Genomic DNA, 14,716 nt, shown 5'->3' with positions numbered 1-14,716 from the left:
ACAGGTCACTCCTTCCCGTTCGCAGGATATCGTCCTTGTGTGAACTTGTGTGAAATGGAGTGCTATTCCTGTGCCCTTGACCGGGTGGAGGGTGGGTGGAAGAAAGCAGGGGGGTTTGGGCTATGCTTCGGGTCTTTACCCGCCTGCGACACGGCATGGACAACTAACCTGCTTGCTCCTGTTGGAGAGTTTGCAGCGCCTGGGGCAAATGCTCCGCTAACCGAGCTGGATCTACCCCCGTTAGACCGCGTTCTTCCACCAGTTGTAAAGCCGTCTGGCCATGCCACCACACTCCCGCGCAAGCACAACTGAGCAGGATCGATTCGTCTATGAGCGATCCCTGTCCACCCCAGCGGGCCAACAACCCCCCGATTAACCCCGTCAACACATCACCACTGCCACCACGGGCCAAAGCCGGGGTACTGGCCGGATTGAGCCAACACCGGCCACTAGGGGCCGCGATCACCGTTCGGGATCCCTTCAACACCACCACTGCCCCACTTCGGGTCGCCGCCCTTTGAGCTGCCTCAATCCGATCGTCTAAGGGGATCCCTGGAAACAGGCGTCGAAACTCCCCCAGGTGAGGAGTCAAAATTGCCTGAATCCGATGCTGTCGCAAGTGATCCACCCCTAGCTGCGCCAATCCATTCAGCCCATCTGCATCGACCACCCACGGGATCCCCGTCCAATCCCGCAATAGGACATCCAGCAGAGGCAAACGGGTTTCTCCCAAACCTGGCCCCAGTGCCACCGCCTGAAAGGGCTTTTCTGAGACCGGCGGCAAAGAGGGGATCCCTTCCCAGGCATGCACCAAAACCTCCGGCAAAACAGTATGGATCAGGGGTTTCAACTCAGTTGGCACCGCCATTGTCACCATTCCCGCCCCACTCCCGCGCGCCCCCAACCCCGCCAACACAGATGCCCCCGCATAGGCCGCCGAACCGGCCACGATCAACAGGGATCCCTGGCGATATTTGTGGGTATCCAGAGGGGGAGCCGGCGGGAAGTGAGACCAAGGCTGCAGCAACAACTGGGGGATATTCGGGGATCCCTCTGGCTTTATCAAGGCCCAGCCCGGGATGCCAAACTCGATGCGATGCAACTGCCCCACCCAAGGCAAAGCTGCCTCCTGCCATAACCCGCGCTTCCACAGGCCCAGAGCATAGGTGCGAGTTGCCCGTGTACAGCAGCCCCAGATCTGCCCCGTTTGATCGTTAAGGCCCGAAGGCAAGTCGAGGCTAAGAATCGGGATCCCGCTGGAGTTAGCCCACCCCACCGCCCCCACCCAGGGATCCGCCAACTGCCGATTCAGACCAATCCCGAAAAGAGCATCGATGAGCAAGTCACAATCTGCCAACTCCCCAATATCTGTGACAAACTCGGCCCCCAAAGCCTTGAGGTAGCGGGCATGATCTGCCGTCAGTGGCTTCAGATCCGGCTTGCCCAGCCAAACTTTTACAGTTTTTTGGGACAGTAGCAGTTCCCGACCCACCACCAACCCATCGCCGCCGTTGTGCCCCGTCCCACAGAGGATCCCAACCCGATGGGCCTGCGGAAAATCCCTTTGTAATTGGGCGAAAATCGCCAGCCCCACCTTTTCCATCAGAGCCGCAACGGGCATCCCGGCAGCAAAAAGGCGCTCCTCCACTTGCCGCATCTGCTCAGAACTGACCAATTCGGTGGCAGGATCAATTCTGGATGAAGAGACACCTTCTTCCTGTGTCTTTGGAATGGAATGCCTCCAGAAAGGGTGGCTCATAGCTCTTTCGCGTTAGCGGAGCTTAGCTCTTTCGCGTTAGCGGAGCTTAGCTCTTTCGCGTTAGCGGAGCTTAGCTCTTTCGCGTTAGCGGAGCTTAGCTCTTTCGCGTTAGCGGAGCTTAGCTCTTTCGCGTTAGCGGAGCTTAGCTCTTTCGCGTTAGCGGAGCTTAGCTCTTTCGCGTTAGCGGAGCTTAGCTCTTTCGCGTTAGCGGAGCTTAGCTCTTTCGCGTTAGCGGAGCTTAGCTCTTTCGCGTTAGCGGAGCTTAGCTCTTTCGCGTTAGCGGAGCTTAGCTCTATCACATTTCCATCCGGATCCCGTACAAACAAAGCCGCCCGACCAGAAGCACTCATCTGGACTTCATAGCCTAATTGCACAAGGCGAGTTTTCACCACATCCAGATTATCTACCCCCAAAGCCAGATGGGGATTACGCCCCCACTTTGCGGCTGTATGACCTTGATTCATGGGATCCTCTGCCACAATCAAATGAATTTGCGAGGCACCCACCTGATACCAAGCTCCTGGAAAATCAAAGGGTAAACGCTCCGCTTTCGGAATCCCGAGCACCGTGCCGTAAAAATGTTCTGCCCTGGCCAAATCCGTAACCCAAAGGGCAGTGTGCAGATGATGGTAGGTCAACATCGGTTAGAGAGCCTCATCCTCCACCCACCCATTTTGACATTCACCCTAGGGTGCAATCGCTTGCCCTCTGTCAGAAGGGACTCTGCTTTGCCATACTGCAAACAAGCCACTTCCGATAGCCTCAGATGGTACAGCAGCTTCCTCGTGCCATAGATGACGGTATTCTTTACCCCGAAAGCGACGGTCAACCGATGGCCGATAACACCAAGCAATTCCGTTGGATTGTCCGGGTTAAAGAAGGAATTGACTATTGGATGCGCCATCGCCCTGATGTTTTTGTTGCAGGGGATTTGCTTTGGTACCCCGTCAAAGGGGATCCCAACATTCGCATGGCGCCGGATGTGATGGTGGTGTTTGGGCGCCCGAAAGGGGATCGCGGTTCTTACTTGCAGTGGCGAGAAGAAGGGATCCCTCCTCAGGTAGTCTTTGAGATTCTCTCCCCCGGCAATCGTTTCAGCCAAATGCTGGAAAAGCTGCGCTTCTACGAACGCTACGGGGTAGAAGAGTATTACATCTACGATCCAGACCAGGGCACGTTAGAAGGCTTTATCCGCCAGGGAGAGAATTTAGTAGAGATCCAGCCCATGCAGGGATGGCGTAGCCCTTACTTGGGTATCTTTTTCGATTTGGTCGATGGCGAACTTCAGCTCACCTATCCTGATGGGCAACCGTTTATCAACTTCTCAGAAGCCCTAGAGCAAGCGACACAGGCCCGACAACAGGCGGAACAAGAGCGGCAACGAGCAGAACAAGAGCGAGAACGGGCGGATCGCTTGGCAGAACGCCTGCGTCAGATGGGATTGGATCCCGATGGGCTCTAGGGATCCCGTTGACCTGGGTAGGGGAGAAAAGTTAATCAATTGTTAACGTTTTTGTCACAAGCCCTCAACAGCACCGGGAGCGATGCGGTAGATTAGTGCAGCAACCCCCGCAAAGGGGATTTTTTGTGCCGTCTACGGACTGGAGAAGCTCTTGGCAAACGTTGTGGTTGTCGGTGCCCAATGGGGCGATGAAGGGAAAGGCAAGATCACAGATCTGTTGAGCGAAAAAGCCCATGTTGTTGTCCGCTATCAAGGGGGGGTGAATGCAGGTCATACCCTGGTGGTGGCGGGTCAAACCTTCAAACTGCACCTGATCCCTTCTGGCATTCTCTACCCCGATAAACGCTGCATCATCGCCAGTGGCACGGTTATCGATCCGGGGGTGCTCCTTGGGGAGATCGACCAACTACATCAACTGGGCATTTCCACCGCTAACCTATTTATTGCCGAAACCGCCCATGTCACCCTGCCCTACCATCGCGTCATCGATCTGGCAGAAGAAGAACGGCGCGGCATTTACAAGCTGGGCACCACCGGACGGGGGATCGGCCCCACCTATGCTGACAAATCCGAGCGCATGGGCATTCGGGTTGTGGATTTGATGTATCCCGACCAGTTGCGGGAGCGCCTCAGTTGGGCCATTCCCTACAAAAATGTCCTGCTAGAAAAAATCTACAACCTGCCACCCCTGGATCCGGAGCCGATTATCGAGCAATACCTGACCTATGCCGAACGGCTACGCCCTTATGTCACCGATGCGGCCTTGCTCCTTACCGAAGCCATTCAAGAGCGGGAAAACATTTTGTTTGAAGGGGCGCAAGGGACGCTATTGGATCTGGACTATGGCACCTATCCCTACGTCACCTCTTCCCATCCCGTTGCTGGCGGCGCTTGTATTGGCGCTGGCATCGGCCCAACCAGCATCGACCGGGTGATCGGGGTGGCCAAAGCTTATACCACCCGCGTGGGAGAAGGCCCGTTCCCCACCGAGCTGAAAGACGAAACTGGGGCTTACTTGGGGGCCACCGGAGCAGAGTTTGGCACCACTACCGGGCGGCAACGGCGTTGTGGCTGGTTTGATGGGGTGATCGGGCGCTACGCGGTACGGGTGAATGGTTTAGATTGTCTGGCCATCACCAAGTTGGATGTGCTGGATGGTTTGGATCAAATCAAGGTGTGCGTGGCCTACGAGTGCCAGGGCCGGGAGATTCGCCACTTCCCCAGCGATGCCCGAATCTTTGCCCAGTGCCGACCGATTTACGAAACCTTGCCCGGATGGAAATGTTCTACAGAGGGTTGCCGCTCTATTGAAGAACTGCCTCTAGAAGCCCATGACTATTTGAAGTTTTTGGCGCAACTGATGCAGGTGCCGATCGCCATCGTCTCTTTGGGGGCTAGCCGCGACCAGACGATCATCGTCGAAGACCCAATCCACGGCCCCAAGCGTGCCCTCTTATATCCCAATGGCGGTAAGCGCGTCCATGCTCTCATGCCTGATTAACCTGAAAACATCAGGTTGAACTGATTCGAGCGGATCCTAACCCATCCAACGGGATCCCGTGCTCAGTTGGCGTTCTAAGACTGTGCAGGTATGTCGCTATACTTGAGTGAGGGTAAATTATGTAATAGTTCACACATTAAGCTACGGATATGAACGACAGCATCCCATCGGCCGAGCCGGAGCAGGAGTTGGTTCTGCGGCAAGAGGAACTAGCAGCTTTGCAGGCGGATCTGTCGGAACAAGAGTTGGCCTTTGTCAACTTACAGGGGGAATTGCGGGCGTTTGAACAGAGCTATCGGCGGGTGGTGCTCAGTCGGCGGCAAGAGTTACAGCGCATCGAAGAACAAATTCATCAGTACACCCTGGCGCTGGAGGCCATGAGCCACTTCCATCCCTCTGCCAGTTTGAAGCAACTGTATCGTGAGGTGGCCAAGCGTATTCATCCCGATCTGGCTACCGATCCGCTGGAATATGAACGGCGGCAGGAACTGATGGCAGCAGCCAACCAAGCCTATGCAGTCGGAGATGAAGCGGGGTTACGGCAAGTTCTGATCGCTTGGGAGCAAAGCCCAGAGTCGGTGCGCGGGGAAGGAACAGAAGCGGACTTAGAGCGGATCAGCCGCAAGATTCAGCAAGTTCGCCGTCGCATTCAGGTTTTACAGAACGAAACAACAGCACTACAGCATTCCGATCTCTACCAGTTGATGGATAAAGCCCAAACGGCTAAGACCCACGGGCGGGATCTGCTGCTGGAGCTAGCAGCTTTGGTGGAAGACGAAATCTTGATTGCTTTACAGCGGCTGACAGAACTCCGTGCCCACCTAAAACAGTAGTGAACTAGCTACTTCTGATCCTCCGAGAGGGATCCCGGTAACTCGCGCAGCAGTTCAGAAACAAGTTCAGAAACATTCAAGAGCAGTAGTGTCGGAGCTGGGCTAGTTCTGTCTCGCTCAGGTCTTGCCACTCGCCAGGAGTGAGCCCCTGTAAAGAGAGTGGCCCCAATTCAACCCGAACCAATCTCAAGGTCGGGATCCCGACAGCAGCAGTCATACGGCGTACCTGACGATTACGCCCCTCCCGCAAGGTGAGTTCAAGCCAGGTGGTGGGGATGGCACGGCGAAAGCGTATGGGCGGATCCCGTGGGGGGAGATCGGGTTCTGTAGAGAGAATGCGGGCTTGGGCGGGGCGGGTTTTGCGGCCTTGGATCATCACTCCTTGTCGCAGTTGTTCTAGGGCTTGTGGGGTTGGGATCCCTTCCACTTGAACCCAATAGGTGCGCTCATGGCCAAACTTGGGATTGATCAAACGGGCATTGAGGATGCCATCATCCGTGAGCAGGAGCAAGCCCTCACTGTCGCGATCCAGCCGCCCCACTGGATAGACCTTGGGCACCGCGATGAAAGCCTTGAGGGTAAGACGCCCCGATTGAGCATCCTCTGGAGATCCCAGAAGGCTATCGGTGAATTGGGTGAGGACACCGTAGGGTTTGTAAAACTTGAGATAACGCATGATCCCAACAATGGCGGTTCTTTAGATCCTTAAGATTTGCGGGGGCGGCTTCAACGGTAAGATCAATCCTTAAGGGAAGAGCATCCCTCAGTGGCAGGTGTAATTCCAGGTGTAATTCACGGATCCCACCTCATGGCAATAGACAACACTCTACTCTGGGTTTTGATCGGAACAGCGGGCATCTCTCTCCTCACCCTGGTGTATGTGCTGGTGGATGAGGGTACGAAACGACGTCGCTACGAACAACAGAAACAAGAGCAAGCAGAACAAGCTGCCGCTGCAGTGGCCCAATCATCGCAACCGGCAGAACCCCCAGAAGCGGAGGCAGGGATCCCGACGGTATCCTCTTCTGCTGAACCTGTCCCCAAAGAAACACCTAAAGAATCATCTGCTCAAGAACCGGCAGTGAGCCCTGTTGATTCTGCCTTGTCAGAGGAAGCGAAAGAAGAGGTAGAAACCCCGGAAACCTCCGGCTAAAGCATTCTGCTTGAGGGAGATCAATCCTGATCAATCCTTTCTAGAGGGACTAGAGGGACGTAGGGCCTACAGAAATCAACACTTCTGGGTAGAACAACTCCTATCTAAATCAAGCCATTGGTTGGGACAAGTCGACTGGTTAAAAGAGGAACCCCGTACGGTGTGCACAGCAACCCTGCCGGAAGTAAGCTACAGCGTCGGGAGGATATTCAGAAACTCTTTGCTTAAGCTTGTCGGCGAGGTCTGGCCCGATCCAAACGCAAAGGTCGCCCCATAAAGTCCTCCCCGTTGGCGCTATCGATGGCTTCGTCCTCTTCGGCATCCGTGGCCAGATCCACAAACGCAAAGCCCCGTGTTTGCCCGGTCTCTCGGTCTGTCGGGATTGTAACCGACTTAACGTTCCACCTCTGCTGGAAGAAAGCCGTGAGTTCTTCTGTTGAGGCTTTATAGTTTAGGTTTCCGACAAAGATGGTCATGGCAATTCAAGCAAAGTGCATCACAAATCAACAGGAATGGTAGCGAAACCTCGGGACACTTTACTTCTATCATGGGGCCTTACTTGATCGCACAACATGACGGGATGTAAAGGGATCCCTGTCAGAAAATCTTCGCACTTCACTATCAAGAAATGTGCATTTCTCAAACTTTACGGGCCTGTACTTTCTCTGCTGCTTTGTTCATTCAACTCTTCTCCCCTCACCACTGCCCCCTCACTCACGCGCCGACGGGATCCCGCACCTTGTCGTTTTGTTGCAACTTGTTAAGATATGTATTATCTTGCTTGCATTGCATCGCCGAATTCCCATTAGCGAATCCCTTCGCAGTTTCCCGTTCTTTAGGCCTCTGAGGTGATGATAATGGATGAAATGCTAGATCTGTCTTTGGAGCAACAGTTCCGCCAGCGGGCTTTCGAGAGCCTAGTCTCTCGGATGAGCCATGAGCAGGCTCAAGAGATCCTGGTTAAGTTGCACAAGCAAATGCTCTTGCAAGAAGCCACCTACCGTCATCTGCTTCGTCACTCCCTCAGCGCCTGATGCACGCCCTTTCGCTGCCCACTTGGTGGATTCATATTGCCAGTGTCTTGGAGTGGATTGCCGCTATCCTTCTGGTGTGGCGCTTTGGAGAGCGAATTGGCCAACTGGAATGGCGGGGTTTAAGCTGGGCAATGCTGCCTGCTCTGCTGGGGGCGATGTGTGCGATTACCTGGCACTGGTTTGATAACGATCCGAATCTGGACTGGATCGTGACGGCTCAGGCTAGTTTGACCTTGTTGGGCAACTGTACCTTGGCTTGGGCCGCCTATCACATTTGGCAAGTTCAGAAGGTACGGCAGCGTTTGCAGGAGGAGAAACAGGATCCGAAATGAGCAGTCTGTTTGCCCTCTCTTTGTTTCCTTATTTGGCCTTTTTGTTTTTCTTATCGCGGCTACGTCGGATCCCGCGTTTGGCTCTGGTTGGGTTTTGGATGTTGTTGCTGTTTGTGGCCGTGACCATCCCAGCAAGCTTGTACGCACAGATGCGTTACGGTACCTCTTTGGCCAATGTGGATCCCTTGCATGGGGGGGCAGAGGCGTTCCTTACTCTTTCCAACATTTTGGTGGTTTTGGGCTTCAAACAGGGGATTGACCAGCAAGCCGAGCGACCGCCAGAGTCGAAGAACCCTGAGCTAGAATAAGAGTCCTGCTTGGATTGTCTGCTGTTTTTTTGAGAAACCTGATGGTTGCCACCCTTTCCGTCCCTAAGGTGAAGTTAAAGCACCCCCCTTTGCGTATTCATCACATGGGGGATAAAGTGTTGCGGCAGCCCGCTAAGCGCATCAGCCAAGTTAACGATGAAATCCGCCAACTGGCTCGGGACATGCTGCAAACCATGTATAGTTCCGACGGCATAGGCCTAGCGGCTCCACAGGTGGGTATTCACAAGCGCATAATTGTGGTGGATCCCTATCCCGACAAGGCAGAGGTGCCCCCCTTGGTGCTGATCAACCCGGAGATCCGTGAGTACCTTGGCGAAACCGTTGCCGGTCAGGAGGGTTGCCTGAGTATTCCGGGGGTATTTTGCGATGTCATGCGTCCGGCAGGGATTGTGGTTTCTTTTAAGGATGAGACGGGGCGGCCTCGCACCATCCAAGCGGATGATCTGTTGGCGCGGGTAATCCAACACGAAATCGACCACCTGAATGGTGTGCTATTTGTGGATTACGTGGAAAATGAGCTGGTGCTGGATCAGGAGCTACGCAAGCACGGCTTCCACATGCAGGATGTGCAACGGAAAAGGTAAGCGCTTGCTGCCGAGTTTGAACGGCAACAGGAGATTTCAGGCTTTAGATAGCTCGGTCAGGGCTTACAGCCGACTTCACACAGGCCCTTGAGCCAGGCAAAAAGCTTTATGGAGCAAGGGATTGACCTGAATCTTCTATATCAGATAATGCTGGAAAAGGCTGTAGGGCTAATCTGGATCTATCTGGATCTATTTGGACTCAATTGGGATTCAGATTTATTTTCATTAGACTCATTCATTAGACTCAATGCTGCAGGCGCTGGGCCAAGAGCTGTTCTTCTAGCGCAGCAATGCGGTTGTAGGCGGCAGTTAACTGAGCACTCAAACGCTGAACCTGAGCTTCTGGGGCAATGTCGTGCCCCATGCTGCGGCTGCTCACCGTAGGCATCTCCTCATCCAGCAAAAAGCTGTGGCTGCCATCTTCTACTAGATCAGAGGTTAAAACGCTGTAACGGGAGGGAGTGGGGCTACTTCTTTTGGCATCTTGAGCAGCCAGGAGAACAGCGACCAATTGTTCGGGCATACGCTCGATGGCAGCTTTTAGCTCCTGTACTTGCGATTCCAGACGCTCAAAATGGTGCTGCAATGCTTCGCTCATAACTGCCCTATTCTTTGACTACTCTCATTGAAAGAGACAAATTCCTGTTCTGCCCCCACTTCCTCCAGATCATTTAACGATTGGCTCTGGGGTTTGTTCTGTGAATTCACAGATTCCCTTAAGGTTGGACAATCAGATAGGGATCCAACAACAAAAAGAGATGCTTTCGCTGGATGGGAGCGACTTTTGACAGGGATCCCAATAGCTGCCAACGTGATGATTGAAGTCCTTTCAGGAGGCGATCCAGGCTCCGAACATCCCCGCCTAGAAGCAAGGATTTTCCCAGAGTATTTTGAATTTCATTACAATCGGTTGGCGTTTGTTGGGTGAAGAAAGACTGTGAAGACCTCCGACCAGCCCATGGGGAGCCCGCAAGCGAGTGGATATACCCTGCCTGTATTTGCTGTGGCTGCGGCCAAGGCGGCGTTGTATCATCTGCTGGGGATCCCGTTGCAGGGGGAGCCGGAACAGCCCACCATTGCCGTCCAATTGCAGCCCGAACACAACCGAGGAGATGCAGTAGGGATCCCTGTGCAGCAACTGGCCTGTGTGGACATCGATACGGCTCTAGCCATCACCCGTTCCGATCCAGGCCCGCACCTGGATCTCACCCGCAACACCCCCATTTGGGCCTGGGTGAAACGGGAACCCTGGGTTGAGGGCTATCCAAGGTTGATCTTGGAGGCTGGAGAAGGGTTAGGCCGCCAAGCGGATGGCACACCGGCCATTTACGCCTATGCAAGGCGGCTCTTTGAGGTCAATCTTTTGTCTCATCTTCCTGTTCAGTGCCAGCTGCGGGTACGTATCATCTTGCCGGAGGGAAGACGCCTAGCGGAGCGAACCTCCAATGCGGCCTTCGGGGTGCTAGAGGGGTTAGCGCTTTTGGGGACGCGGGCGGAGGTAGAGCCCTCCTCCAGTGCAGACAGCTTAGAGAAGGCTCGCCGAGCGTTGCAACAGAGGCTGGAGCAACACAAGCAGTTGGCCTTTTGTGTGGGTAGCCACGGGCAACAGGTGGCGCTGCGGCAAGGGATCCCGGCGGAACGGGTTCTGGTGGTGGCCAATTGGCTTGGGCCTTTGTTAGTGGAGGCAGCCCTGCGGGGGGTAGACTCCATTCATCTGCTGGGCTACCACGGCAAGTTGATCAAGCTGGCGGGGGGGATTTTTAATACTTCTAGCCATGTCGCTGATGGCCGACTGGAGATTTTGGCGGCAACGCTGATTCGCTGTGGGGGAGGGGCAGAACAAGCTCGGCAGGTGCTCACTTTTGGAACGGTAGATGCCGCTGTTGGTTATCTGAGCGGCCTCGGTTGGGGGTCCCAGGTGATGGAGGAAGTGGCAACTCAAATCCTGGGGCGAGTGGATCGCTATATCCAGAAATATGCCAATTGTGCGGTGGAGCTGGGGGTTACCTTGTTTGATCGACAGGGGCAGATCCTCACTCAGTCCGGGATCCGAGGATAAAAAACGGGATCCCTCACCAGAAGGATCCCGTCAATAAATAATAATAAAAAATATTAGGAGCGCAGCGGTTAGTCAAATCGAGTGCGGAAACTGAAGTTGACCGGATTGGCCAGAGGGGATCCACCCAAACTGGTGACACCGCCGGCAGGGAAGGTGAAATCGTAGAGGGTGAGCCGATTCAACAGCGTGCCTCGACCGCTAACCGTGAGGATAAAACGGTTCCCATCAAGGGTCACCCGAGGGCTGGTGGCAATATCGGTGGTACGGGTATCGAGAATGGGCAACACCCGCCGCCGCAAGATGATGGTGCCGGTTCCTTTCTGGATCGGCTGATCAAAGGTGAGAATGATTTGGGTATTTCGGGGTACACCAATCGCTCCGTTGGCTGGGCTGGTGGAAACCACCACTGGCGCTGTCGGCTCTGTGGGGCCATTGCCGGTCAGGCTCAAGCCGACGATCACTGGGTCGTGGTCGGAAGACCGGAAGGGATCATTGGAGTAGAACAGGCTCTGTTGCGAGGGACTCTTGAAACTGAGGCCATAGTCTAAAATGACCGGCTCGTCGGCGTTGATATGCCATTTGTCTGACCCAGTGACCTGGCTGTTGAGGCTGCTGTTGGCCAAGGCATGGTCTAGGGATCCCCACTGCCCTTGGAAGCTGAAGGAGTAGCTGTTGGGGCTATTCAGATTGGTGAATCCGCCCGCCTCCAGGGTTTTGATCGGGTCTTCCATGGCGTAGGCGTTGATATCCCCCATGATCAGTACGTCAGGATCGTTTGAGCCGCTGGGGTTGGTGGCCAACCAGGTGAGGATTTGCTGGGCGGCGCGGGTGCGGTTGCCATTGCAATTGCCCTGGAAAGGATCGTTGTCGGCAGGATCACAAGCGGATCCCTTGGATTTGAGGTGATTGACCACCGCCGTAAAGGTGGCATCGGTGCTCAACTGCCGGAAGGTGACCGCAAGCGGAGGACGATGAAAACGCCCAGGGCCTTGGGTTAGTTCTCCTGTATTCAAAAAGGCGGGAACGGTACCCGGCGCGATTTCAACCGTGGAGGGCTTGTAAATAAAGCCATTGGTAATGGCATCTCCCCCCAAGTTGGACACCCCTACATCCACCAAGGCATAGGTGGCTGGCCCCATGACAGCATTGAGGCCATTGACCAAATCCTGGATGGCGCTAGCTGGCCCAAAACCATCATTCTCTAGCTCGATCAGACCCAAAATATCGGCATTGATCAGGCGGATGGCATCGATGATCTTGTCCCGTTGGCGGGTGAACTCGGTGGCGTTGCTGGCCCCGCGACAGTCGGAGGGAATCGGGAAACAGTTGCCATTGCCGAAGGTATTGAAGTAGTTGAGCACATTAAAGCTGGCCACCTTGAGGGATCCCCCCCACTGAGGGTGGAGTTTGCGGGCGTGGGTTGATAGCGGTAAAGGTGGGCAGATTGTTGGGGTCGTTGGGGTGGATGCGATAGTCGATGGTGGCATCGAGGGCCTCCTGGGATCCGCCCACGTTTCGGCCCCGCAACTGGGTCATGACCCCGGTGATGTTGCTGATGCGATCGCCACCGCGTACGGTATTGGCAGCGCTGAGGCCCGCCGGAGCAGGGTAGATGACCGGATCGGGGTTTTGGGTGAGGAAGCGATCGTCGATGCGAATCCGGTTGAGGTCATTCTGCGCCTGAAGGGCAGCTGCCTGGCTGGGATCGGCAATTTGGGTGGGGTTAAACAAGCGCCCACCTGTGGCAACACTCAGTTCTCCGTGCCGTCTGAGCAGGAAGGAATCCGTCACAAACAGGGGCTGATCCCCAAAGGTGACCAACATCCCCTCCAGGGCTTCCCGCTCATTGGGAGTGAGGGGCAAAGTGATTTGCACCGGGGCAGGCAGAGGATTGCCAGAACTACAGATGGCGAAGTTGTTAAAGACATTAGTGAGCTGGGTTTGCTCCCGGAATTCCGCGACGGTGCCGGTCACCTGCACTACATCCCCAAGGCTGACATTGTTAGCGGTGCTGCTAAACACAAAAATGCCATCGGAAGTGGTTGGATCCCCATCCCCAGCATCTTGCACGTAGTAACCCTGTAGGTAGGTTTGGCCGGCCACCCCTTCATTTTCAAAGTCGCCCACCACAATCCCAGAAATGGTGCGGGTTTGGCCGACAATTAGCGAGGCGAAGCCATCCCCTTGAACAGCGCCAATCGGAGTCAGGGTGGCATTGGGATCGCACCCACCACCGGGTTGGCCTCCGCCGGATCCCTCGGCAAAGCTGACGCTATCCACCCGCCAACGGGAGGCAGAGCCGGAACCGGTACCCGAAGACCGATAGCGGAAGGCGATATAAACAGGGCTGGTAGAAGGGATCCCGGACAGATCGATCTCGCCGGAATCGACGAAGGAGCCGGTAGAGATATTAGGATAGGAAGAGTCAGAGCCGTCCAGATGGCAGCATTCACCGCCGCTGGGGTGCCCGCACCGCTGTAGTTGGTGGAGTAGAGAACGCTCAGCTGAGGGAAGGCTAGACCATTGTCGCTGAAAAAACTCTCGTTGCGGAAGGTCAGGGCTGGATTGTTGACGGAGGCCAAGTTCAAGGGTGGTGTAATCAGCCAATCGTTGGCCGGCAGTTGACCACCAAAATTATTGGCCTCGGCCAAAGAATTAACACAACGCCAAGAACGGGTGGTGTCCCCGTCCACATCCACAATTTGCCAACCTGCCGGGGCAGGACTACAGGAGTCAAAGCCTTCGGTTAGAGGTAAATTGACGGGGGTCGGTGGAGTAGGAGAGGGAGAGGGTGTAGGTGTGGGATCCCCACCGCAAATGGCGGGGGTACTGGCAGCGCTATAGCTCAGCTCAACATCATCAAGGCCGAAACTATCGCGGGATCCTGTGCCAGTTGAACCCGAGAGGGCAGCAACGCGAATGTAGACCGGCTCACATTGATTGTTGATATCCGTGCCAAAGGCATTGAGTCCGGCTCCTGTGGCTAATGTTGTCGAGCCAAACACTCCCGGGTCAGCATAGGAGCCCAAAGGGATGAAAGAACCGCTATCCCCCACTCGATAGTCGATCGTCCAGGTGGTGGAACGAGTCTGCACACTCAACATCTGCGCCTTCAGAGATAGGCTGAAGTTCTCCAAACCCACGGTGTCGTCGATCTCGAAGACAAAGGCTGCCCCTGGATCCCCGAAAGCCCCAGTTTGCCGGATCCCCAAAGCCCGATCTAGCGCCGCACTTTGCTCCCCCGCAGTCGCGGCTTCCCCTAAGGCTTCACCAGAGGCAAAGTTCTTAAATCTTCCGGCGGTATCCGCCCAGGCGGTGGGGGCGGTATTGAACGTTGGCTCAGTGCCCAAGTTGGTCGTGGTTGCTCCGGTACGTAGAGTCCACCCGGCAGGCAAGCCAGCACCAATTTCATCAAAAGTTTGGGTGTAGGCGGTGCCGGAGAGGGTTAAGTAGCTGGGGGCAAAAGCAACCGGACTAAAACTCTCTTCGTCTAGGTCGCCCGTGGTCAACTCTTCGATGACAGAGGAGGTTGTGGTGGAGGTGGTTTGTTCCGGTAGCACCACCAGCGGGGATCCCCCGCCAGAGCCACATCCTTTTAGAACAATCAAGAACACCAGCCCCACCACCAGCCCCACCATCAGTTGGCCAGCACAACGCAGAGCCGCTTGAG

The 14,716-nt window shown here is 55.2% G+C and carries 17 protein-coding genes; 9 read left to right on the top strand and 8 right to left on the bottom strand.

Annotated elements, in window-relative coordinates:
• Nucleotides 1-163: 163 nt before the first annotated feature.
• Together L1047_RS09650 and L1047_RS16660 are read right to left on the bottom strand one after the other, a co-directional pair.
• Complete coding sequence (locus L1047_RS09650; RefSeq protein ID WP_235278934.1) at nt 164-1,621, bottom strand: NAD(P)H-hydrate dehydratase; 1,458 nt, start codon at nt 1,619-1,621, stop codon at nt 164-166.
• Between the two features lie 134 nt (nt 1,622-1,755).
• On the bottom strand, nt 1,756-2,400 hold the full coding sequence (locus L1047_RS16660; RefSeq protein ID WP_328286047.1) for a VOC family protein: 645 nt from the start codon (nt 2,398-2,400) through the stop codon (nt 1,756-1,758).
• Between the two features lie 125 nt (nt 2,401-2,525).
• Between L1047_RS16660 and L1047_RS09640 the strand changes: the two genes are divergently transcribed.
• The 3 genes from L1047_RS09640 (at nt 2,526) to L1047_RS09630 (ending at nt 5,555) form a co-directional block, all read left to right on the top strand.
• On the top strand, nt 2,526-3,221 hold the full coding sequence (locus L1047_RS09640; protein ID WP_235278642.1) for a Uma2 family endonuclease: 696 nt from the start codon (nt 2,526-2,528) through the stop codon (nt 3,219-3,221).
• 151 nt (nt 3,222-3,372) lie between these two features.
• Nucleotides 3,373-4,722 (top strand): adenylosuccinate synthase, encoded by a 1,350-nt coding sequence (locus tag L1047_RS09635; RefSeq protein ID WP_235278641.1) that lies wholly within the window; start codon nt 3,373-3,375, stop codon nt 4,720-4,722.
• 149 nt (nt 4,723-4,871) lie between these two features.
• A complete protein-coding gene (locus tag L1047_RS09630; RefSeq protein WP_235278640.1) occupies nt 4,872-5,555 on the top strand; it encodes a molecular chaperone DnaJ in 684 nt (227 codons plus the stop codon).
• A 76-nt stretch (nt 5,556-5,631) separates the two neighbouring features.
• Here the strand turns inward: L1047_RS09630 and L1047_RS09625 are convergent, their stop codons facing one another.
• Nucleotides 5,632-6,231 (bottom strand): pseudouridine synthase, encoded by a 600-nt coding sequence (locus L1047_RS09625; RefSeq protein WP_235278639.1) that lies wholly within the window; start codon nt 6,229-6,231, stop codon nt 5,632-5,634.
• A gap of 132 nt (nt 6,232-6,363) precedes the next feature.
• On the opposite strand from L1047_RS09625, the gene L1047_RS09620 reads away from it, so the two are divergent.
• On the top strand, nt 6,364-6,708 hold the full coding sequence (locus L1047_RS09620; protein ID WP_235278638.1) for a hypothetical protein: 345 nt from the start codon (nt 6,364-6,366) through the stop codon (nt 6,706-6,708).
• Nucleotides 6,709-6,932: 224 nt separating this feature from the next.
• Here the strand turns inward: L1047_RS09620 and L1047_RS09615 are convergent, their stop codons facing one another.
• Nucleotides 6,933-7,184 (bottom strand): RNA recognition motif domain-containing protein, encoded by a 252-nt coding sequence (locus L1047_RS09615; protein ID WP_235278637.1) that lies wholly within the window; start codon nt 7,182-7,184, stop codon nt 6,933-6,935.
• 381 nt (nt 7,185-7,565) lie between these two features.
• Between L1047_RS09615 and L1047_RS09610 the strand changes: the two genes are divergently transcribed.
• From L1047_RS09610 to def, 4 genes are read left to right on the top strand one after another with little or no spacing between them, the layout of a single operon-like run.
• A complete protein-coding gene (locus L1047_RS09610; protein WP_235278636.1) occupies nt 7,566-7,742 on the top strand; it encodes an NblA/ycf18 family protein in 177 nt (58 codons plus the stop codon).
• Nucleotides 7,742-8,074, top strand: coding sequence for a DUF2499 domain-containing protein (locus L1047_RS09605; RefSeq protein ID WP_235278635.1), 333 nt, complete (start codon nt 7,742-7,744; stop codon nt 8,072-8,074). Before L1047_RS09610 ends, L1047_RS09605 begins: the two co-directional genes overlap by 1 nt.
• Entirely contained in the window at nt 8,071-8,382 is a 312-nt protein-coding gene (locus L1047_RS09600; protein ID WP_235278634.1) for a DUF3593 domain-containing protein, read from the top strand. Before L1047_RS09605 ends, L1047_RS09600 begins: the two co-directional genes overlap by 4 nt.
• Nucleotides 8,383-8,423: 41 nt before the next feature.
• Complete coding sequence (gene def / locus L1047_RS09595) at nt 8,424-8,987, top strand: peptide deformylase (RefSeq protein WP_235278633.1); 564 nt, start codon at nt 8,424-8,426, stop codon at nt 8,985-8,987.
• A gap of 244 nt (nt 8,988-9,231) precedes the next feature.
• Here the strand turns inward: def and L1047_RS09590 are convergent, their stop codons facing one another.
• Entirely contained in the window at nt 9,232-9,585 is a 354-nt protein-coding gene (locus L1047_RS09590) for a hypothetical protein (protein WP_235278632.1), read from the bottom strand.
• 339 nt (nt 9,586-9,924) lie between these two features.
• Between L1047_RS09590 and cbiD the strand changes: the two genes are divergently transcribed.
• Nucleotides 9,925-11,046 carry a cobalt-precorrin-5B (C(1))-methyltransferase CbiD gene (gene cbiD, locus L1047_RS09585; protein WP_235278631.1) on the top strand — a complete coding sequence of 374 codons (1,122 nt, stop codon included), beginning with the start codon at nt 9,925-9,927 and terminating at the stop codon, nt 11,044-11,046.
• A 68-nt stretch (nt 11,047-11,114) separates the two neighbouring features.
• Here cbiD and L1047_RS09580 read toward each other — a convergent pair whose 3' ends face one another.
• Genes L1047_RS09580 through L1047_RS09570 form a run of 3 tightly spaced genes read right to left on the bottom strand, consistent with a single transcriptional unit; the run spans nt 11,115 to nt 14,684 of the window.
• Nucleotides 11,115-12,407, bottom strand: coding sequence for an ExeM/NucH family extracellular endonuclease (locus L1047_RS09580; RefSeq protein ID WP_235278933.1), 1,293 nt, complete (start codon nt 12,405-12,407; stop codon nt 11,115-11,117).
• A gap of 1 nt (nt 12,408) precedes the next feature.
• Nucleotides 12,409-13,326: a hypothetical protein gene (locus L1047_RS16655; RefSeq protein WP_235278630.1), complete on the bottom strand. Its 918-nt coding sequence runs from the start codon at nt 13,324-13,326 to the stop codon at nt 12,409-12,411.
• On the bottom strand, nt 13,251-14,684 hold the full coding sequence (locus L1047_RS09570) for a choice-of-anchor J domain-containing protein (protein WP_235278629.1): 1,434 nt from the start codon (nt 14,682-14,684) through the stop codon (nt 13,251-13,253). The genes L1047_RS16655 and L1047_RS09570 overlap by 76 nt, the downstream gene beginning before the upstream one ends.
• Between the last annotated feature and the right edge of the window lie 32 nt (nt 14,685-14,716).

Source organism: Synechococcus sp. Nb3U1 (genome assembly GCF_021533835.1).
Taxonomy (GTDB): domain Bacteria; phylum Cyanobacteriota; class Cyanobacteriia; order Thermostichales; family Thermostichaceae; genus Thermostichus.
This window is presented reverse-complemented; position numbering and strand designations above follow the sequence as displayed.